The sequence below is a fragment of the Stieleria tagensis genome (assembly GCF_024129865.1).
GTDB classification, from domain to species: domain Bacteria; phylum Planctomycetota; class Planctomycetia; order Pirellulales; family Pirellulaceae; genus Stieleria; species Stieleria tagensis.
In genome coordinates, this window is the sequence record NZ_JAMYFE010000155.1 from 1 (window position 1) to 21,343 (window position 21,343).

Here is a 21,343-nt window from a genome sequence, read left to right on the forward strand (position 1 = left end):
TCGATTTAGCGGTATTGGGCGTCAGCCCCAGGCATTGATCGTCAAAGAATATCAACGAGCCCCGGAGGGGCGGTAGAGAATGTCGTCGCTCCGCGACTGCGCGGTTTGTTGTCGACCAATCCAGGGGTTTCACCCCTGGCTAACAAATGACATCGCTCCGCGATTGAGAGCCGGCGGAGGACATGCATGATTGAGTCGCGGAGCGACGGCAGTCGATAGCCTGGTGGCGTCAGCCCCAGGCGTTGATCGTCAAAGAATATCAACGAGCCCCGGAGGGGCGGTAGAGAATGACATCGCTCCGCGATTGAGCCGGCGGGGAACATGCGTGATTGAGTCGCGGGGGCTACAGGTGTCGGACTACGCTTTGCTGATTGTGATCGCGCAGTCTTTGTAGCTGGGTTGCCGAGAATGGGGATCAAAGTGGCTGAGGGTCAGGTGATTGGTCACACCGTAGTGCATCGGAATGAACGCTTGCCCGGGCTGGATGGTGGGCGTGACCATCGCGGTCACTGAAATCGCCCCCCGCCGCGAACGCACTTCAACGGTATCGCCGTTGTGAATCCCTAACTCCCGCGCATCAACCGGACTCATTTCAACATAGGCCCGCTGTGGATACAGCTTCCGCAGGACCTTGCTTTTGCTAGTCCGTGTTTGCGTGTGCCATTGGCTGACCGTGCCGCGGCCCGACAACAACACGATCGGGTATTGCTGGTCCGCCGGTTCTGGCATCGGCGTGATCTGATCGACGATCAACCGAGCCCGCTGGTCCGGGTGACAGAAATGGCCGTCGGCAAACAATCGACGTTGCTGCGGCGGCGTCTGCATTGCATCCGCATCCGGCTTGGTCCACGGCCACTGAATCCCACCACAGGCATCGAGTTGCCGATAGCCATCGATACCGCTGATATCGTTAGGACGCCCTTCGCTGGCCGCCTGCATTTTTTTGAACACCGCTTCGGGGTGCGTCCAGTCGGCAAACATCTCGCCGACACCCCAATAGGCTGCGATGCCGCGAAAGATTTGAAAATCAGCGAGCGCCTCGCCGGGTGCTTTGCGAACTTTTTTCAGCAGCCCATAACGTCGCTCGCTGTTGATGAACGTGCCTTCCTTTTCGCCCCAACCGGCCGCTGGCAATAGCAGGTCGGCATGCTGTGCCGTTTCCGTCGAATCGTACATGTCTTGCACGACCAAAAAATCCAGTTTCTCGATCAGCCGCTGAAAATTGCCTTGATCGATCCAACTGTGTGCCGGATTGGTCGCGATCACCCACAGGCCTTTGATTTCACCGTTGTCGATGCCCTCGACAATCCGATCGTAGGACCAACTGCCTTCGACGGGAATGGAATCGACATCAATCTCCAAGATCGATGCGATCCGCTGACGATCCTCGGCGGATTCAAACTTGTGGTGGCCAAACAGATTGGTCGTGTTGCTCCACAACCGAGACCCCATCGCGTTGCATTGGCCGGTGATGCTATTGGCCCCGGTGCCAGGCCGGCCGATATTTCCGGTGATCAATGCGATGTTAATGATCGCTTGAGCGGTTCGTGTTCCCTCGTAACTTTGGTTGACGCCCATCGTCCACCACAGTGAGGCAGCGCCGGCCTTGCCAATCGTCTCGGCGGCTTTGCGGATCGCCCCAGCCGACAGTCCGGCCGATTCCGCGACTGAATCCGGCGAAAAATCGGCCACATGGTCAACCAGTTGCTGATAGCCATTGGTATGAGCTTGGACAAACTCGTGGTCCACTAAATCACAGGCAATGATGTGATGGGTGATCGCGTACAGAATCGCCAAGTCGTTTTTCGGCCGCAGCTGTAAATGCTGCGTCGCCGCCATCGCGGTTTCGGTACGACGCGGGTCGAGCACGATGATTTCAGGACGGTTGGGATTCCGCAGCACCCGTTCCCACATGATCGGATGCCCGATGCAGGGATTCGATCCGACGAACACCAGACAATCGCTTTGTTCAAAATCATCGTAGGTATACGGTGGCGCATCGAATCCAAACGATTCTTTGTAGGCGGTCACCGCGGTGGCCATGCATTGACGTGTGTTGCCGTCGCCATGTTGCAGCCCCATCCCGAATTTCGCCAGCGCTCCCAGGAATGCCATTTCCTCACATGGAATTTGCCCTGTACTGAGAAACGCGACCGAGGATTTGCCGTGTTTGTCTTGGATGGATTTGAATTTTTCGGTGAAGGTTGAAAAGGCATCGTCCCAACTGACGCGTTCCATCTGGCCATCGCTGCGACGACGCTGGGGATACAGCGCTCGATCATCCGCGTTGAGGACCTCCAACGCCTCCCATCCCTTGGGACAGGCCATGCCCAAGTTGACCGGATAATTCGTCTCCGGCGTCAACCCCACCGCTTCGCCCTCGCGGACATGCAATCGCAATCCACAGCCGGTCGCACAGTAGCCACAGGTTGCAACCGTTGTCGCATCGGCCTGCATCGAATCGTGTGTCATCCCCAATCCGTGCGCACCGGGATTGAGCATCAACTCACGCGTCATTTTTCCGTTGCGCGCCTGCAGAATCTGCGGCAACTCGAACATCCGTCGCTTTTTGCCGTCGTGATGGGTCAACGATTGGGGGGAAGCAAGACTCATTTCAAATCCCTAAAAGGTTCCCGGCATGCGATCGTAGACGACGCTTTGAAAATACAGCACGCGTTCCAAGTTCTCCCCGCCGACCAACACCAACGCGGCCAACACGGCGATCACCCCGCCGGCCAGCGGCGCGACAAAACTAACCAAGCCAGCGGCGACACACAGTGCAACCGCAGCGGCGGCACAGGCGGCACGAAGACGTGCGGCTACGGCAAGGTCCCGCCAAATCAATCGCTTGGAGCGACGGTCGTAGGCATCGCCGCTGCGATTGTCACGCAGGTACACCGCGGTCTCTAAATTCCATTTCCAAGCCATCACGGCGGCGGAGGCAAGCGACAACACCGCGGCGGTTGCTGCGAATCCACTGAATGCAAACACGGCCGCAGTGATCACCGGTCCGGCGGCCAACGTGGTGGCAAAGAACCGCGGCAACGTCCGCCCGGCACGCCACAACTGGCGTTTGGTTGCAATGTAGATCATGGCGCTGCAGTACAGACCGGTTAGCCCGACAGGGATGGCCAAAACCAGCAGCGCCCGGCCGGCCCAATCGGGAATCCATTCCAGCGGGATCCAGGCTTGCACGGCGGTCGGAATCCAATCCCAAACCAACGGCAGGGCCATTAGCGCAATCGCCCCCGCCAATGCGCCCATGTATTTGGCCAACACCACTGCTTCACGACTCAGCCAACTCGTTCGCAATCCCAGAAAAACCCGCCACATCCGTAGCGGTTGTCCCAGGTGCAGCGGGGCGATTCCTAGCCCGGCATTACCGATCGCAAAGGCGACCAATGCAGCGGCCAAGGGAACACTGGCTGGAACGTTGTACCCGGCAACCGACAACACCATCGTCGCCAACAGTTCCGAAATCAGGACGCCAACGGAGACCTGTGTCGCAACCAACATCAACGCCAACGGCCAATGACTTTCGGCGACTTCGTCGACATTCTCGTCTTGTGGTCGTGCTTGGGTCGGATCGATCGCGTACTGGCTGACGTATTTGGTGGTCGGCCGCGTGATGGACGATGTCGGCGCCGAGGGAACCACGGAATCGTGCGCGGCGGCCGGCGCCGACTGGGTCGGCACGATCGTGATCTTGATCGCTTCGTTGGGACAAGATTGCACACAGGCGGGTGCTTCGCCGACACTCAGACGCTGATGACACATGTCACACTTGCGAACAATCCCCAGTCGCTTGCTGTACTGCGGGACTTCATAGGGACACATCATCGTGCAGTACTTGCAACCGATGCATTGATCGTCCAAGTGGCGAACAATGCCCGTCACCGGGTCTTTGTCATAGGCCTTGACCGGACAACCATTCAGGCAACCGGGATCCTCGCAATGATGACAGGCTGTGGTGACGTGTTGAATCGCAGCGGGTTGTGCGAAATCGGGATCACCGATCAGCAGCGTGCCGACACGACGCCATGATTCGTCTTCCTCCAACCCGTTCATCGTGTGACAGGCCACCACACAAGCCTTGCATCCGCTGCAAGAATTCAAATCCACTTCGAAAGCAAATTGCTGCCCCGGTCCCGGGGCCGTCGCTGGCAACAGACTGCGATAATATTGTTCTTGAGCGGGCGCCGGAACGACATCGGCCTGTTCGTGGTCAACGTGCCAAGCACTGAACTGGTCAACGGCCGAAAGTTCCTGTTGTTCGCTCAGCAATTGGCCGACCAATTCGGGTTGGCGATTGATAACGGGCAGTGTCGTGCTCATTTGTTCTTTCGCCTCCCTATAAGATCAGTGTCAGGATATTGGTGATGCGTTCCGCTTCATAAAACGGGATCGCAACCGCTTTACAATTCAAACCATCCTCACGGGATCGACCGGCGAAAACGATCGCGGGATCTTCGGACGTCACCACGCCACCGGATTCCAGTGCCAGCGCTGCCAACGAGCGGTGCTGCGAATGGGACAATGGCACCACTGTCTGTGGCTCAAGTTGCAACCCCGGATCCAACCGTTGATAGGCTCGAGACTCCAGCAGCAATTCATCGTCCGCACAGCGCCAGACTTCATACCCACGGGCAACCGGCGCGGCATCGGAGCTGACCAATAGCGCCGAAGCGAGGAAAACGTCCCCGGCAACCGGCATTCCGACGGCGACCTGCAACGATTCAGCCGATGCCCCGGCGGCACGCAGAAATCCGGGATGAGCGGGCAAATCATCGTGGACGGTGAAACTGAGATTGCGCCAGACCTGGCCGGGCAACCCGGAACCTTTTTCGAAACGCACGAACGAACTGACGTTTTGAAATCGTTCCAGAGATCCAAAGTAGCCTTGGGTCAAACTCAATTCATCGAAGGTGCCCACCGGCTGCCAGACTTCCATCACGCCAACCGCGCCATCGACAGGACAACCTACCAGCGCAGCAAGTGAAATGATGTGGTCGCCACGATAGACAGGAACGGTCATCACAACCGCATCCTGATCACCGTCATCCGACTGAGAGATGCAGGGCAGGCCGGTGTGCATTGTTTCGGCAACCGCGCGATCGACGAGGGGATGGTTGGTCGATCCAGCAACACCCTCATGGTCGACGTCGATCGCAAACACGTCGCCGAGAAATTTGGAATGAGATTGAGAAACAGTCGTTGTCATGAGAGCACGGGATTCAAAGGGGCATCAAAAGGAATGCGGGGCAAGGACGTTGTTGTCAACGAACCGCGTTTACACGCCCACAGCCAACTGTTCCGCTTCGGCCTTCTTTTTCGCTGCTAGCTTTTCCGCATCCGCCTTGAGTTTTTTGTGGTCCTGATCTTCCAGAAACTGAATCATGTCTCCACGCAAGTTGTAGTACTCGGGATGATCCAACACTTCGGCGCGCACTCGGGGGCGGTCAAACGGTATTTCGAATACCTTGCCCACACGTGCTCGCGGCCCATTGGTCATCATCACGACCTTGTCACTCATGAACAGAGCTTCGTCCACATCATGCGTGATCATCATCGTGGTGACTTTGTCACGGACCAGAATCTCCAACAGGATTTCCTGCAACTCCATCCGTGTCAGCGAATCGAGCATCCCGAACGGTTCGTCCAACAACAACATGTTGGGTTTGAGCGCGAATGCACGTGCGATTCCGACGCGCTGCTGCATGCCTTGGCTGAGCGATGCGGCGCGGGTGTCCAGACTGCTGCCCAGTCCGACCAGCGTCAAATAGTAAGCGGCGATATCGTGACGCTGCGACTTGGTCCCGTGGGGGTAGACCTGGTTGACGCCCAACAGGACGTTTTCCATCGCAGTCATCCAAGGCATCAGGCAGGGTGATTGAAACACCACACCGCGATCCGGCCCCGGTCCATCGATCTCGTGATTGGCAACCACGATTCCACCGGTGGTGATCGAATTCAGTCCGGCCGCCATGGTCAGCACCGTGCTTTTTCCGCAACCGGAGTGACCGAGCAGACAGACGTATTCGCCCTGCCGCATGTTCAAATTAAATTCTTCGACAATCACCGCAGGCCCATTGGGCGTGTCATAGGTTTTGCCGAGACGATACATCTCTACGTAGCCAGCCATCAAATCCGCCTTTGGGAGTGGTTAGATCGTTGAATTCAAAATCGCCTTTCTCGGCAGCGCCATGCTCATCGGTCTCAGATCGGGTAATTCGACCGGTGCCGCCGAAGACGCCTGCGCCTGTTCGTCACGCGATTTTTGCCGCACTGCGACTAAGTAGTTGGTGACCGCATTGCGAAGCCCTTTGAAGGTTTCGTTGTGGTTCAATTCCGTCGTGTTTCGGGGTCGATCCAGTTCCACCGCGAACGCTGGCCCCAGCGAAGCCCCCGGACCGGGATTAAGCGGCACGATGCGATCGGCCAACAAGATGGCTTCGTCGACATCGTTGGTGATCAACAAACAGGTCTGCCGCTCCTCTTCCCAGATCTTCAAAATCTCTTCTTGCAACACGCTACGGGTCAGCGCGTCGAGAGCCGACAGGGGCTCGTCCAACAACAGCACTTTGGGTTTCATCGCGAGTGTTCGCGCCAACGAAACACGTTGCCGCATGCCACCGGACAATTCGTGCGGGCGACGATGCACGGCATGTGTCAGGCCGACCATTTCGATGAACTTGTCGACGTGTTCACTGCGTCTGGCGCGCGACCAATCGCGGAACACACTGTCGACCGACAGCGCGACGTTTCCACGCACGGTCAACCAAGGCAACAGCGAGTAGTTTTGGAACACGATTCCGCGCTCCTCGCTGGGGCCTTTGATGACCTGGTTTTCCATCACGATTTCACCGGAGTCCGGCGTTTCCAAACCGGCCAACATTTTCGTCAGCGTGGTTTTTCCACTCCCGGAAAACCCGACCACGCCCAGGAATTCGCCAGGCCGTAAATTTAGATTGATGTTCGTCAGGACTTCGTTGCGGGTCACGCCGCTTCCGTAGCCCTTGCAAACGTTTTTCATCGAAATCAATGGCTCCGGTGCGACCGGACGCGCCACCGCTTTCGGTCTGGGCCGCTCGAGGACAGCGATGCTCATGATTGAACCAGGGGTGCGAGGGTGTTGACGGAGTGATTAAGCCGCTTGGGGATTCCCAAAGCTGACCAAGTTTCGCAAGCAAATCATGACGCGATCCAGTAACAATCCGATCACGCCGATGATCAACACGCTGAATGCAATCCGGGCATACGTTTGGCTGCTGCCGTTCTGAAATTCGTCCCAGACAAATTTGCCCAATCCCGGGTTTTGCGCGAGCATGTCGGCGGCGATCAACACCATCCAACCCACCCCCAAACTGATTCGCAGACCCGCGAACATCAGCGGCAAACTGGCAGGCAAAATGATCTTGAACAACTGCTGACTCCAGGACAGCTTCAACACCCGGGCGACGTTCATGTAATCCTTGTCAACGCTGGCAACACCTAGCGTGGTGTTGACCAAAGTCGGCCATAATGAACACAGCGATACGGTGACCGCCGAGATCAAGAAGGCTTTGTCAAACATTGAATCGCCGGGTTTGACCCCGGCATAAGCCCAGACGATGACCAAAAAAGCCAATGGCAACCAAGCCAGCGGGCTGACCGGTTTGAAGATTTGAATGAACGGTGTCAGGGCAGCGTTGCACCACGGACTCATCCCACACAGAACGCCGATCGGGACGGCGATTAACGTCGCAATCAGAAAGCCGACGAACACGGTTTTCAAACTGGTGACGATCTGATCGACGAAGGTCGGCGCGCTGGACGGTTTGAAATTCGCCGCTTGAAGCGCCTTCTTTTTCAACACCATCGCATTGGCAAGCAACGTTTCTTTCTTTTCACCGGTCGCAGCGGCAGCTTGCTTGGTAACCCGGTTGGCTTGGGCCAAGTAGGTGATGGCCTGGACCGTCATCTCTTTCTTCTGCTCACGATCTTGGGCACGCTGTGCCGTGTGCATTGCGAACAGTTCCTTGCCGGCGGCCCAGGTATCGGTGGGGCTAGGCAATCGCATGCTGTCGGTCACCACAGTCTTTGCCGCGGCAGACCACAACGCCAAGAAAACCAACATGGCTGCGATCGGCAACACGACGAATTTTGCAATCCCTTTGAACTGCTCCTTCACGTCCTCGCCTGCCAACAGACGCACAAAGGGCTCCAACGCAGGCAACCCCGCGACGTCGCAAAACTTTAGAGCTTTCCCTCTCCAATTCATCTGACCGATTCTTTCTGTAGGTGTGTTCGGGGTTAAAACTGATTTCCGCCACCTTGCGAGACTCGTTTTCCGCCCGAGTCTTTCAAGGCAATTTCGTTCGGGTCCACGGCCGGGCCGGACATGAGGCACCGGACCAAACATCCGGCCCGATTGGCCGCTTCCCGAACACACAGGGTGAGGCGGTCACCACTGCATGAACGTCTCTCTGCTCAAGCGATCTATTGCTTGGCCAGTTCTTTGGGATCTTTGTTTCCGATTTCGAAACTGTTGATGTAACCCACCGGATCTTTGGCGTCGTAGGGGTTGCCATCGATGAAGTCGCTGCTGGGCTGGCGATAGCCGTCGTAGTCGAGCGCCGGGAAATCTTCCGCGGTGGCCTTTCCTTCAGCGACCAACATCTTGGCGGCCTTGCGATAGATCTCGGGTTTGTAGATGTCTTTTGCCGTTTCCGCATACCAGCTAGCCGGCTTGCCGTCGCTGATCTGCCCCCAACGACGCATCTGAGTCAGAAACCAGATGCAGTCGCTGTAGTGCGGGTAACTGGCGTGGTGTTTGAAAAACACGTTGAAGTCAGGCATCGGCCGGACGTCACCTTTTTCAAACTCAAAGGTGCCGGTCATGCTGTTGTCGATCACGTCGACATCCGCACCGACATAGTCTTTATTGGATAGGATCTCGGCGGCTTCCTGACGATTGACGAGATTGCCATCGGCATCGGTTTCATCCAGCCACTTGCCGGCGCGGATCAGCGCCTTGACCACTGCCAAATGAGTGTTGGGGTACTTCTCGTCCCACTCTTTAGTGACTCCAAATACTTTTTCCGGGTTGTTCTTCCAGATGTCGTAGTTGGTCGTGACCGGAACACCGATCCCCTTGGCCACCGCTTGTTGGTTCCACGGTTCACCGACGCAGTAGCCAAGAATCGAACCCGCTTCCAATTGGCCAGGCATCTGCGGCGGAGGTGTGACGGTCAATAAGACGTCGGCGTCGATCACTCCGGTCGTGTCCTGCTGGCTGTACATCCCGGGGTGAATCCCGGCCGATGCCAACCAGTATCGAATCTCGTAGTTGTGCGTGCTGACGGGGAACACCATCCCCATCGTGAAATCCTTGCCTTCCTGCTTGTAGGAATTAACGATCGGTTTGAGCGATTCCGCTGTGATCGGGTGTTTGGGCTTGTCTGCTTCTAGTTCAGGGTCATTTTCCTGCATCTGTTTCCAGATTTCGTTACTGACGGTGATCCCGTTGCCGTTGTAGTCCAAGCTGTAAGCGGTGATCACGTGAGCCGCGGTACCGTATCCGATCGTCGCCCCAATCGGTTGACCGGCCAACATATGCGCGCCGTCCAATTGCCCATCGATCACGCGATCTAACAACACTTTCCAGTTCGATTGCGATTCGACTTCGACATTCAACCCCTCCGCTTCGAAGTAGCCCTTTTCTTTGGCGATCACCAAAGGAGCGCAGTCGGTCAGCTTGATGAAACCGAATTTCAGATTTGGTTTTTCGACGTCCAGAATCTCCACCACCTCGGTGTCACCGCCAGCGTCGGGTGAAGCGTCTTTCAATTCCAGCTTCGCCGCTGCTTCCTCAAGCTCCTCAAGCGTGATGTTCGAATCGGAACACCCGGCCAACAAGACGGCCAGCGTGAGAGCCGCAAATGTGATGGTGCGGCGACAGTTGTGAATCCACAAAATTCGGGAAGGCACGTGAAAAGACTCCGGGGAAAAGAATCAGAAACAGCACGGTCGCAGGTCACCTGCAGCGTGGTGCACGGTTGATTAGCAACCACCGTTCCAACCGCCCGAGTCAAGATGGAACCGGCCGACCAATGTTGCGAGACAGAAGCGTTGGCGACGGTTAAGGTGAATCGACGGCCCGTAAGGACCGCTTTTTTCTTGCCGGAATCTGCGGATGAATTTTGTGTCCTCTCTGAGGTGCGCCCGAATTAGGCACCAGCAACGCGGTGCTGCCTAAACATCTTGCGGGGGGATGGATCCGAGTGAAGTGGTAATCCGTGACCGCGTGGTAGCGATTGTTCCGTCTTTGCGGGCGGTGGAAAAATCGTTGCGTGATGCTGCCCCGGCAGCGTCGATACATCCAGTCATGACGAACGGTTTCGCCGGATCCGATTCTGATGCGCCCTCGGTTCGATTTCGTGGGTCCTGTTGTTTTTCATCTCTCGTCGCCACATCGGCGGCGGCACTCAATTCGTTAGGAAGGAGTCCTACGAAATGCCTCCAATCAAACAGGCACGCCGGCGCGCTCTCGCGTTGGCCATTCTTGCCGGCATCGCCACTGCACCGACCGCTTTGGCCGAAACCCCACATGGACTCGAAGAAACAGTGGTTTACGACGCCACCTCAGCGGCAGTCGCAAGCGTGCGGTTGGCTACCGCTGACGAACCACTGGCGCCGGTTCCCAGCACGCCCGAACCGGTCGTGATCGATCCACCGATCGAAACCGACGCAGCTTCGGCTCCGGCGACGATCGAAGCAGCGCCCAGCTGCGATTGCTGCTCGACCGCATGCTGCACTAAGAAACAGACCGAAGCCGCCACGGCAGCGATGCTGGGCGCCTACAAAGGCGTGTTCTATGCCAATGACTACAGTTACCTGAACGATCCCTGCTATGACGGTCCGTCATTCTTCGGTGATTCGCTCAAAGGCATGCTCGACGGCAAATTGGATGTCGGTGGTGAAGCACGCGTGCGATACCACAGCGAAAACAACTTCCGCGGGTTGGGGCTGACCGGGCTCGACGATGATTTCTACTTGACCCGTTATCGCATGTTCGCCAATTTGCGGATCAACGATATCTTCCGGGTCTACGGGGAATACTTGTACGCGGATTCCGGCGGAGAAAATTTCAACAATCGCCCGATCGAAGAAAATCGCGGTGAAATTCAAAACTTGTTTTTGGACACCAACCTGACAGATTCGCTGATGCTGCGGGTCGGTCGCCAAGAACTGTTGTTCGGCGCCCAACGGCTGGTATCACCGTTGGACTGGGCCAACACGCGACGAACCTTCCAAGGGGTCCGCGGAACCTACAAAGGCGACGACTGGACGGTGGATGGTTTTTACGTCAATCCGGTTAACCGTGTCGCGGCCACCGAGAGCAAGATTGACGACGCCAACGAAGACGTTGATTTTTATGGCGTCTACGCGACAAACTCGGGAACCTCACTCGGCACCGTTGATGCCTACTACCTCGGGCTAAACAACGACATCCTGGATTTCAACTACCAAACGCTCGGCAGCCGTGTCAGCGGTAAAGCCGATGGCGGAACGCTGTACGAATTCGAAGGCGGCGTGCAGTTCGGATCCAATAGCCCAGGATACGGTGATCACTACGCCGGGTTCTTCACCGGCGGCCTGGGGCGACAGTTGAGTATCTGCACGGCTTGTGGCGAATGGAAGCCGACCGTTTGGATGTGGTATGACTGGGCATCGGGCGGAGACGACGTCCCTGCGGCCCGTGGCGACAATGGTTTTGACCACCTGTTCCCGCTGGCGCACAAGTACCTGGGTTTCATGGACTTGTACGGCCGTCGAAACATCAACGACGTCAACGCCCAGTTCATCACACCGTTGGTGGGCAAGATGAACCTATTGCTATGGTATCACCACTTCTTCTTGGACCAAGCCACCACGCCCTACGGCGTGACGATGGTTCCATTCAACCCGGCTAACGCCGCCGGTGACAAGGAACTCGGTCAAGAAATCGACGTGGTGTTGACCGGAGCGATTAATCCTCGCACTAACCTTGCCGTGGGCTACTCGCACTTCAATGCCGGGGCCTACTACGACACGACCCCTGGCGTGCCGACCAACCAAGACGCCGATTTCTTCTGGACTGAGATCCAGTGGCGGTTCTAGAGAGCGACTGAACCGGTCTCGTTTCATTGCGACCCCGCAGCCGCTGGCATCACCCGATGCCAGCGGCTGCTGTCGTTTCTGAGAGGGCGGTCGTGAAACAACAGGGCCCAGTGACGCGTCATCGCCAAAATCTACGAAACTGATCTGGAAATGGAGAGCAAACTTTCATTACGACAGACGGTCTAGCTGATACCCGCTCGATTTTTCGCACGAATCCGCCATGGAGGACTGTCGTGCAAACGATAAAAACCGCCGCTGTCGTAGTCCTGATGCTGACCGTCCTTTACGGCGGCTATGTTTCATTGACGACCCCACCCGAACCGCTACCCGACGGAATCGAAGAATTCCTGGTTATTGAGGAAGCCGCTGGTGGAGATTTTGCCTCCGGCGAAAGCCTGGCGTCTGGACTGGAACTCGGGCAACCGCCCGCCGGAATGATGCCGTCCACCGAACCGGCCACCGCGGACCATCCGGCCGATTCAGACCACCACCACGCCGCGGCCGAACCAACAGCGACGCCGCCCAGTTTTGGCGGATCGTTTGCCGATTTGCCACCCACCACAGCGACGGGTCAAGTGGAACAAACCGCGGCGACAACGGAACCGTCGACATTGCCAGCGGTCAGCGCGCCAGCCGACGCTGCATCGGTGCATCCCGGTGCAACCGCCGACTACCAATCAACCCCCGGGACCTTCAATCTGCCCGATCCGGCGACCGCCGCCGCGCACTTTGATCCCTCCAAGGGCACGGCATTTACCGGTGGCCCACATGAACCATCCAACGACCAGCCCACTGGCACCGAGTTCCAGATGAGCGACCAAGCCGGCGCGTCAACGGCCCTGGAAAACCTGGGTGCCTCCAACGACAGCCCACCGGCAAACGAAAACCGTGGCTTGATCAATGCGATCGCCTCGGCCGATGCGATGTACGCCAAGGGACAATTGAAAGAAGCTTTGGCAACCCTTAGCGTGTTCTACAGCATGCCGAACCTGAGCGAAGCACAGCGCACACAGTTGCTCAGCCGACTGGACCCACTGGCTCGCGAAGTCATTTATTCCAAACGACACCTGCTGGAACAACCCTACCGCGTCGGCGGCAGTGAAACCCTTCACGACATCGCACAGAAGAACGATGTCCCCTGGCAGTTGTTGGCCAACATCAACCAAGTCGATGATCCCGTCACCGTCCTGCCGGGCACCGAGCTGAAAATGCTGCGTGGTCCGTTCCGCGCTGATGTCGATTTGACCAACAAACAACTGACCCTATTCCTAGGTGACCTGTACGCGGGACGATTTGACATCGCCGTGGGGAACGATCCGGCCCCCAAACCGGGAACGTTTACCGTGCAGGACAAGAAAACGTCGCGCGTCTACTACGACCATGCGGGTGAACCGGTACCCGCCGGCAGCCCCGAGAACCCCTACGGCAACATGTGGTTGGACCTGGGCGGCCAGATCTGTATTCACGGCAGCCCCAACACGGTCCAGCCGAGCCCGCTCGGATGCATCAGCGTGGCTGGCGACTATGCCGACGATGTCTATGGCATCTTGGGACAGGGTTCTTCGGTCACCGTTCGTCGTTGATCCGGTGGGTGACCGGTCTGGGGTTAGGATTCGCCGAAAGGATTTGTAGAATCATCGCCAACACCCTGATTCCACCAACTTCCTGGCCCGCACTCGAGTTTTAGACCGGCGTTTCCATGATGACCTACAACAAACAAGACCTGATCGACCTGTTGGGCCGCGAAGCCCTGCAACGTGGCGAATTCACACTGGCGAGCGGCAAAAAAGCGTCGTATTACTTGGACTGCCGTCGAATCACCCTGCATCCTCAAGGCGCCAACCTGGTCGCCGCGGGCATGCTCTCGGTGATCCAGGCATCGGGCACGCTGCCGGCTGCCGTCGGTGGCATGGCGATCGGCGCCGATCCGATCACTGCATCGATCGTGATGCTGGCCGGTCAAAATGATCTGCCGCTCAAAGGGTTCATGGTTCGCAAAGAAGCCAAAGGCCACGGGACTGGGAAACAAGTCGAAGGCCCCGTCGAACCCGGCCAGGAAGTGGTGATTGTCGAAGACGTCATCACCAGTGGCGGCAGCGCCCTAAAAGCTGTCGACGCCGCCGAGGCATTTGGTTTGAAAGTCCGCGAAGTGATCGGCATCATCGATCGCTTGGCCGGCGGTGAAGCAGCGTTTGCGGCGCGCGGTTTGACGTTGAAAACGCTGACCACGATCCGTGACTTTGGCATCGAACCGGAGTGATTCGGTCACCGTGGAAACCTCGCTTCACCAGCAGCTGAAACTGCACTACGCCGCCGACCAGTCGCAGACCGAAGTCGTCATGGGGCGTTATCGAATCGATGCGATCCGCGACGACGAATTGATCGAAATTCAATGCGCCTCGTTATCGGCCATCAAGCCAAAGATCAAGGCGTTGGTCAAACGTCATCGCGTGCGGGTCGTCAAACCGATCGTGATGCGAACACGGATCGCCAAGAAAAAAACAGCCAAAGGCAAAATTCACACGCGGCGGATGAGCCCCAAACGGGGATGCGTGCTGGATCTGTTCGAAGACCTGATCTATTTCACCAAGGTCTTCCCCAGCGAAAACCTGACGCTCGAGATCGCTTTGGTGCATGTCGAACAGGTGCGTGTTCCCGACCGCACCCGCCGTCGACGCCGCTGGCAAAAAGACTACCGCGTCGAAGACGTGAAATTGGAATCGATCGAATCCTCGATCGAACTGCAAACCGCAGCAGATCTGTACCAATTGATCGGACTGGATCCCAGCCGCACGCCGTTCACGACCGAGGACATCGCCCAGGCAACGGGGCGACCACGATGGTTCGCCCAAAAGATTGCTTACGTGCTGAAACACACCACCGCGATCCAACCCATCGGTCGCAATCGCAGTGGCATCCTCTATCGCGCTGCCTAACGCAACCCGCTGACTGCGCTGGTGTAGACGATTGATCCGACTGCATGCAGGGTTCTGCGAGTCCCAAATCGGTCGGATCAATCCTCCACACCAGCAAAGCAGACGGAAGCGGCGAATGAATCGTGCCCCTTGCGCAAAACATCTGCGTTTCGGTGGGCTCTCACTTCCCTAGCGGGCTCGGCACTCCGTCGAGCGGCTTTGTGAAGGGTGTTGGCATGATCATTTTTGTTGTCTTTGTGATCCTGTGGCTGGTGATCACGTTGCTCGGCCATCTGTCTTGGGTCGTCACCGCAAGCATCTTAAAATTTCTGTTTTCAGAAGAAACGCCGCAGGTTCAGCACCCTCGCTCACTCCGCGACGATGCCGACGCGACCCGTCGGATTCTGCAGCAGCTCAAGTTCCGACGGAAAATCACCGCCAAGCTGGAACAAGACCTCCTGAAACTAGTCGACGAACTTGTCATCCGTGGCTGGAACAACAGTTTGCAGGGGCAAACAAGGCCCGCGACCACAACCAACCGACAATCTTTGCCTGCTGCTCAGGCTGGTGCGCCGACAAAAAATCCTCCCCCAGCCCCCAAACCCATTGCCCGCCCTATCGCGCGGACCGCGGCACTAGCCCCCGTCCCCAGCCAGGCCACACCTGCGCCCGTTTCAACCCCGACTGACGCGGCGTCCAAACCGGTCCCCAGCCAGGCGCCACCGGTGACAGCGCGGACGACGTTTGCGGAATCGCTAAGCGAATTTCTTGCCGACCATAACATTCGTTGGGGTGAACTGTTGGCCGGATTGTTGATCGTGGTTTGTTCGATCGGGCTGGTGGTCAGCTTGTGGTCGACGTTGACCGCAGCGCACCGCATCATCCCCTCGCTGATCTTCTTGACCGGTAATGCGGCGATCTTTGGCGCCGGGTTGTACACCCTGTTTCGTTGGCGACTGCAGGACACCAGTCGGGCGACGCTGGTGATCGCCACGCTGTTGGTGCCGCTGGGGATCCTGGCAGGGCTATCCACCGGTGGGATCGATCCCACATCGGTCGCATTGAATGACCCGGTCACCGTGTTGACGATCCTGGGCGCCGGTGCGATCTATCTGACATTGATCTGGCATGCCAGTGGCGCGCTGGTCGGCCGGCGGATGGCGCCGGCATTGACGATCGGCATCGCCGGCCCGGCCGCCGTGTTGCCGTTGGTCCCCGCCGCGGTCCGCAACTTCGACACGTCGGCGGGTTGGATCATGCTAGCCGGGTCGGCAGCCGTCTGGGGCTGCATTGCCGCAATGGCATCGCGCCGACGAATCGCCCGCGGCAATGCGATCGGTCGTCGAGCGATGATCATGGGTGTGACCGGATTTTCACTCTCGGTGCTGGCGGGCTACTGCGTGTTCATGCTGCGTTTGGCCCCGTCAGCTTGGCTAGCCGTGGCAATCGCAACTCTGCCCGGTGTGCTGGCTCTGGCGGCTGGATCCCTGGCGATCGCTGGTAGTGAAAAACGTCCCACGACGGCGTTGCTCGGTAGCGTCGTCTTTGCCATCGGGCTGCTGGCCTGCGGCTGCGTGTTGGTGCCGGCAATGACTTCGATGGCATGGCTATGGGCCTGGGCTGTTTCGCTATCCGCCGCGGCATTGATTGCCACGTACACATTTCGCAATCCCTGCTGGTCACTGCTGGCGTCATTGCCAATCGGGATCGCCGTTCTATTTAGCTCGCCGGCTGTGATGAACCCGGTGCTGTGGTCGGAAATCCCGGTCTGGCAACGCTTCCTCGGCGGCCAACCGATGCTGGCAGCCTTGGCGGTCGGTTTGGTGACCGCAGGCATCGCAGTGGCGTTACCGGTTGGCCCCCATCGCCGACGCATCCACTGGGCGGCAACCGGTTGGTTCACGCTTGCAATCATCAACGCCGCGGTCCTGACCGTCGGACCGATCCAACTGATGGGAAATATCCACCCTTGGGCACTGTCGGCGCTACTGGGGTCCGCGGTCGTCGCAATTGTCTGGTTGCGTCCCGGGCTGTCGGTGATCGAATCACGTCCCACTTGGTTGGCGGCATGGTCCGGGGGCACCATCGCGGTGACGCTGGCCTGTTGGGCATCCATTGCCAAACCGGTCGTGCTGGGGCAACCCTTTCCGGGGATCGGCCCGTCGCTGATCACTTTGGTGGCCACTGCGCTGTGCGGTTTGGTGTTCGCCGAATCGATCTCGGGACAACCGAAATTGGCAGTGCATTTCCGCACCTACTCGTCGGCCTTGTTCTTGTTTGCCGGAGTGTTAGCGAGTTTGACGACAGGCCCACTGGCAGTGACGACTCTGGTGGTGTGTATCACCGGTTGGGTCTGGATCGGACTTTGTAATCGTGACGTCACCCACTTGATGCTTGCTCGCATTTTTCTGGTGATCGCGGTTGTGGTGATCGGGCGCTGGCAATTCCATGACACGCTGTTGACCGCCCAATCATGGCGCAGCGGTCTGGCGATTTGGGGCTGGGCACTGGCCGCATGGAGTGTGGTGATCGTGATTCAAATCACCAACCGCTGCCTGCGCGAACTCAAACGCATCCCATCCAATTCGAAGTGGCACATCGTCCACCGCCGATCCCAATGGTACGACAGCAACAAACAAGCCTGGGATAACGAATCACTGGGACGATTGATCCAGGTCTCACAAGGAATGCTGAGCATTGCGGCAGTGCTTGGATTTGCAGAACGATTGTGTGCGGTCGGATTTGGAACCGGGGCAGCGATCGACACCAGCATCGCACTGCCGGTCGTCGCAATCGCGTTGGGTGGATACGTGCTCTTTCTGGGTTCACGTCTGCCGCGGCAAACGGCACTGCAGCGAGATTCCATGCAACACCTACTCGTTGCCAGTCTGTTGGCATGGATCGGTTGGCAGACCGCAGTTCGATCGTTTGACGAACCCTCGCAGCAATTGGTGCTGGCGACATCAATCCTCGCCAGCGGATGTTTTGTCCTGGACTTGTTTCGGCGGCGCTCGTCCGCGCCGGACCTGGCAGTGGCCGGTCAACACGCGGGCAAGACTCTGTTGACTGCGTTTGGGTTGGGCACCATCGGGCTTTCCTCGGCAGCTCTGCTGGCCGGTGGTTGGGTGCCTGCCGTTGCCGACGGCATCTCACCAGCCCCCTTGGCGACGTGGGCCGTCGCGGTTTGGTGGAGTGCGGCTGCGGTGACAGCATTGTGTGTGGGGATTCGACAACGATCGCTGCAATTGACCAATGTTGCTGTGGTACTGGTTCCAGCAATCGTGATCTTGGTCACTCCCATTTGGCTACCGGGACAATGGTGGGTCTGGATTCAATTGGCAGCCATCAGCAGTGGCGGCGTCGCGTTGGGGTTGCGTTTTGCGATTCCTCAGCGGTTCAGACCAACTGAACCAGCCGGCACGCCGGTGCTCGAACAGCCGATCCTATTGTCACTTGCGATCTGCGTCAGTCTTGGCATCACAACCGGCACTGGAGTCATCACAAGCATCTTGATCGGAGCCGCGTACACCCTGCCGATGCATCAGCCGGTGGGCTGGATGCTGACAACGCTAGCGGCCGGGCTGCTATGGACTTGGCCACGGATCGTCAGCACACAACCGTTGGTGAGCACACAACAGCGCGACGACAATCCGTTCAATTGGACGGTTCTGCTGAGTCTGACATCGGGGCACCTGACGCTGTTGCTGATGCCTTGGATGGCTGCCGGCATTTCGCCTGGCTTGCTGTTGTCAACGGTTTGGTTGGTCATCGCCGCCATCTCGCTGGCGAACGATTGCCGTTGTGTTTGGACCGAGCAACCCGTGAGGAATTGGTTTGGAACGCAAACCGCTGGGCTAGCGATTGCATCCTCGGTTCTATGCTGCGTTCAAGGCACAACACCATCGCACTGGACCGTCGGTCTGTTGGGATGTGTGATCGTCGCCGTGCTAGCCACCGCCCTTTGTCTGCGAGCGAATGATGACTTGACAGTCGTGGGCGCAACCCGACTACAAACCATTTTTGCAACACGATCACTGTGCTGGTTCGCGCTCGGCGTCGGCGGCTACTTTGTATTGCGTTTAACGGAATTTACCGCAGTGACATCCACGACCACTTACACCGCGTTGTTCGCTTGGACCGGAGTTTGGGCGATTCTGTGGCGAATGGCTTGTCCCGACGACGCGACATCAGTGGAAACCGTTGGTGCCAAACGCCGCTTGTTGGCCGATGGCGAGGCCGCATTGGCGATCACAATCTGTCTGGCTGCTGAGTTCATGAACCAGTTAACAAAGGCGCCGTACCAATTGATTCACACCGTTGACGCTGCGTCGCAGTTCTGGATCCGTATCTTGGTCGGCGGCCTGGTCGTCGGATCCGTCTGCTTTCGTTTCACCCGCCGCGGTGTCAGCGAGGTGTCGATTCTTTCGTCTCTGTTGCTGGTCGGTTTGATTGCCCTGCGTTTTGGTGTCGATCGGGAACTCAGCCAACCGGATCACATCACGTTGGCGGGACTGTCCATCGCCACGCTCTTCACCGCGATGGTGTTCAGCGGCGGCAGTCTATGCCAATTGATCAACGCAACCAACCGATATTGGCCAGGTCTGAAACGGACGCCACAGACACCTCCTCTGTCGCTATCAGTTCCCAGCTTTGCCAGCGTGATGATCTGGACAAGCATCGTTCCGCTGACACTGTTGTTGGGTACGACGGGTTGGTTATTGGTGCAGTACAACACACACAAGATCGTTCCCGTCGCGATCTGTGGTGTGGGCTTGTTGGCACTGGCCTTGGCCGAATTGGCAGAACGCAGCGGACGAGGACGTCTCCGCTACGTCGCCATGACGACGGGACTGATGGCGATCGCGATGCTGGCAAGCACCAACATTGAATCCAGTGCGATCCCCATGCTGACGCTTTCGACACGTTGGTTCACCGGCTGGGTTTGCATCGCCGCGTTGTTGGTGTTTGCGCTGCCCAAACTACTCAGTCGCCCGATACTGCAGCGCTGGCACGCGGCGATTCGCTACGGCACGGCGTTGTCATTTTCACTGGCGATCGGATCGCTGATCACCACGCTGATTCAAGAAGGCATGGTGCGGATGGCTGGTCAAACCGAGACATTGTCGACACCATTGGTTTTGGCAGCGGCAGCGACACTTGGGATCCTGAGTTTGCTAAGTACGATTGGGGCGATCTTCAGCGGCCCCGGATTCTCCTATCGCGAGGCTTGGAAACTGACAGACCTGCATCGCAGCGGATTGGTGATCGCCGCGCAGCTGTTTGGCGGGCTGACCTGGTTCCATCTGTTCCTATGCAAGAATCCGTTGGCCGACTTGGGACTGCGAGCCTATTGGCCCTACGTTGTGATGGCGTTGTCATTCGCCAGTGTGGGGATCACCGAATGGGCGCGGCGCCGCAGGGATACCGTGTTGGCCGAAACCCTGAAACGAACCGCATTATTTTTACCACTGGTGCCAGTGATCGGATTCTGGTTGAGCGGATCGCTGGTCACGTCGTTCTTTGGCAACTCGACCAGCCCACCCTGGACATTCATCCAGGGCCGTGTCAGCTATCAAGCCGTGTTGGTGGCCGCAGCGCTGTATTACGGCGTCATCTCGTTCCTGTGGAAAAGCGGGCGCGCACGCATCGCATCGATCGCAATCGGCAACGCCGCCCTGTGGGTGATTCTGGCACAGACGCCGAACTGGGAATTCCTGACACACCCTCAGGCCTGGTTGATTCCACCGGCGATCTGTGTGTTGATCGCGACGCATTTCCATCGTCAATCGCTGGGGTTGGAACTGACCAAAAATATTCGCTACGCCGCAACACTGACGATCTATGTCACCAGCACGGCTGACATGCTGCTGCAAGGCGTGGGGTCGACCCTCATGGGCCCAATCCTTTTGATCACGCTGGCGCTACTGGGCACAGCCGCCGGCGTCGCGTTTCGCATTCGACCGTTCTTGTACTTGGGCACAACCTTTGTCTTCGTCGGCGTGACCAGCATGGTCTGGCATGCCGGGCGTCAGATGGATGCGGTCTGGCCCTGGTGGGTGTTTGGAATCACAACCGGCGTGATCTTGTTGGGCGGATTGATGATGATCGAAAAGAACAAACCCCAACTGCGGCGGCTCGCAAAATCGATGCAAGCTTGGGAAACATAATAAGGCAACCGCAACCGCTTGATCCGGCGACTGACGCCGCCGGCAGTCCTTGTACCGCCCGCTGGGCTTAAGAAAACGCTGGCTTCAAAACTCACGCTCTCGGGTTATCCAAAACCCATG

The 21,343-nt window shown here is 57.8% G+C and carries 12 protein-coding genes; 5 read left to right on the forward strand and 7 right to left on the reverse strand.

The genetic code is table 11. The features are described 5' to 3' along the window. Positions 1-357: 357 nt before the first annotated feature. The 7 genes from NHH03_RS26940 to NHH03_RS26970 all read right to left on the reverse strand — a co-directional run bounded on the left by NHH03_RS26940 (position 358) and on the right by NHH03_RS26970 (position 9,969). The gene (locus tag NHH03_RS26940; protein WP_253161459.1) at positions 358-2,613 is read right to left on the reverse strand and encodes a molybdopterin oxidoreductase family protein; all 2,256 of its coding nucleotides are present in this window, start codon (positions 2,611-2,613) and stop codon (positions 358-360) included. A gap of 9 nt (positions 2,614-2,622) precedes the next feature. Beyond that, positions 2,623-4,335, reverse strand: coding sequence for a DmsC/YnfH family molybdoenzyme membrane anchor subunit (locus NHH03_RS26945; protein ID WP_253161460.1), 1,713 nt, complete (start codon positions 4,333-4,335; stop codon positions 2,623-2,625). Positions 4,336-4,351: 16 nt separating this feature from the next. Then, the gene (locus NHH03_RS26950; protein WP_253161461.1) at positions 4,352-5,221 is read right to left on the reverse strand and encodes a GAF domain-containing protein; all 870 of its coding nucleotides are present in this window, start codon (positions 5,219-5,221) and stop codon (positions 4,352-4,354) included. Positions 5,222-5,290: 69 nt separating this feature from the next. Then, positions 5,291-6,142, reverse strand: a complete 852-nt coding sequence (locus NHH03_RS26955; protein WP_253161462.1) for an ABC transporter ATP-binding protein — start codon at positions 6,140-6,142, stop codon at positions 5,291-5,293. A 21-nt stretch (positions 6,143-6,163) separates the two neighbouring features. Then, the gene (locus tag NHH03_RS26960) at positions 6,164-7,108 is read right to left on the reverse strand and encodes an ABC transporter ATP-binding protein (RefSeq protein ID WP_390895650.1); all 945 of its coding nucleotides are present in this window, start codon (positions 7,106-7,108) and stop codon (positions 6,164-6,166) included. 36 nt (positions 7,109-7,144) lie between these two features. Next, a complete protein-coding gene (locus NHH03_RS26965; RefSeq protein ID WP_253161464.1) occupies positions 7,145-8,260 on the reverse strand; it encodes an ABC transporter permease in 1,116 nt (371 codons plus the stop codon). A 218-nt stretch (positions 8,261-8,478) separates the two neighbouring features. After that, entirely contained in the window at positions 8,479-9,969 is a 1,491-nt protein-coding gene (locus NHH03_RS26970; RefSeq protein WP_253161465.1) for a CmpA/NrtA family ABC transporter substrate-binding protein, read from the reverse strand. Positions 9,970-10,494: 525 nt separating this feature from the next. Between NHH03_RS26970 and NHH03_RS26975 the strand changes: the two genes are divergently transcribed. The 5 genes from NHH03_RS26975 (at position 10,495) to NHH03_RS26995 (ending at position 21,223) form a co-directional block, all read left to right on the forward strand. Beyond that, entirely contained in the window at positions 10,495-12,141 is a 1,647-nt protein-coding gene (locus NHH03_RS26975) for an alginate export family protein (RefSeq protein WP_253161466.1), read from the forward strand. A gap of 233 nt (positions 12,142-12,374) precedes the next feature. Then, complete coding sequence (locus NHH03_RS26980) at positions 12,375-13,724, forward strand: L,D-transpeptidase family protein (protein ID WP_253161467.1); 1,350 nt, start codon at positions 12,375-12,377, stop codon at positions 13,722-13,724. Between the two features lie 119 nt (positions 13,725-13,843). Continuing rightward, complete coding sequence (pyrE, locus tag NHH03_RS26985) at positions 13,844-14,401, forward strand: orotate phosphoribosyltransferase (protein ID WP_390895651.1); 558 nt, start codon at positions 13,844-13,846, stop codon at positions 14,399-14,401. After that, positions 14,382-15,077, forward strand: a complete 696-nt coding sequence (locus tag NHH03_RS26990; protein WP_253161469.1) for a hypothetical protein — start codon at positions 14,382-14,384, stop codon at positions 15,075-15,077. Before pyrE ends, NHH03_RS26990 begins: the two co-directional genes overlap by 20 nt. Positions 15,078-15,292: 215 nt before the next feature. After that, a complete protein-coding gene (locus NHH03_RS26995; RefSeq protein ID WP_253161470.1) occupies positions 15,293-21,223 on the forward strand; it encodes a hypothetical protein in 5,931 nt (1,976 codons plus the stop codon). The last annotated feature ends 120 nt before the right edge of the window (positions 21,224-21,343 follow it).

Bases quoted from the DNA above. Each gene is read 5' to 3' on its own strand.
- pyrE (WP_390895651.1), top strand. From the start codon at position 13,844: ATGACCTACAACAAACAAGACCTGATCGACCTGTTGGGCCGCGAAGCC.
- NHH03_RS26965 (WP_253161464.1), bottom strand. From the start codon at position 8,260: ATGAATTGGAGAGGGAAAGCTCTAAAGTTTTGCGACGTCGCGGGGTTG.
- NHH03_RS26950 (WP_253161461.1), bottom strand. From the start codon at position 5,221: ATGACAACGACTGTTTCTCAATCTCATTCCAAATTTCTCGGCGACGTG.
- NHH03_RS26945 (WP_253161460.1), bottom strand. From the start codon at position 4,335: ATGAGCACGACACTGCCCGTTATCAATCGCCAACCCGAATTGGTCGGC.
- NHH03_RS26955 (WP_253161462.1), bottom strand. From the start codon at position 6,142: ATGGCTGGCTACGTAGAGATGTATCGTCTCGGCAAAACCTATGACACG.
- NHH03_RS26940 (WP_253161459.1), bottom strand. From the start codon at position 2,613: ATGAGTCTTGCTTCCCCCCAATCGTTGACCCATCACGACGGCAAAAAG.
- NHH03_RS26975 (WP_253161466.1), top strand. From the start codon at position 10,495: ATGCCTCCAATCAAACAGGCACGCCGGCGCGCTCTCGCGTTGGCCATT.
- NHH03_RS26995 (WP_253161470.1), top strand. From the start codon at position 15,293: ATGATCATTTTTGTTGTCTTTGTGATCCTGTGGCTGGTGATCACGTTG.
- NHH03_RS26960 (WP_390895650.1), bottom strand. From the start codon at position 7,108: ATGAGCATCGCTGTCCTCGAGCGGCCCAGACCGAAAGCGGTGGCGCGT.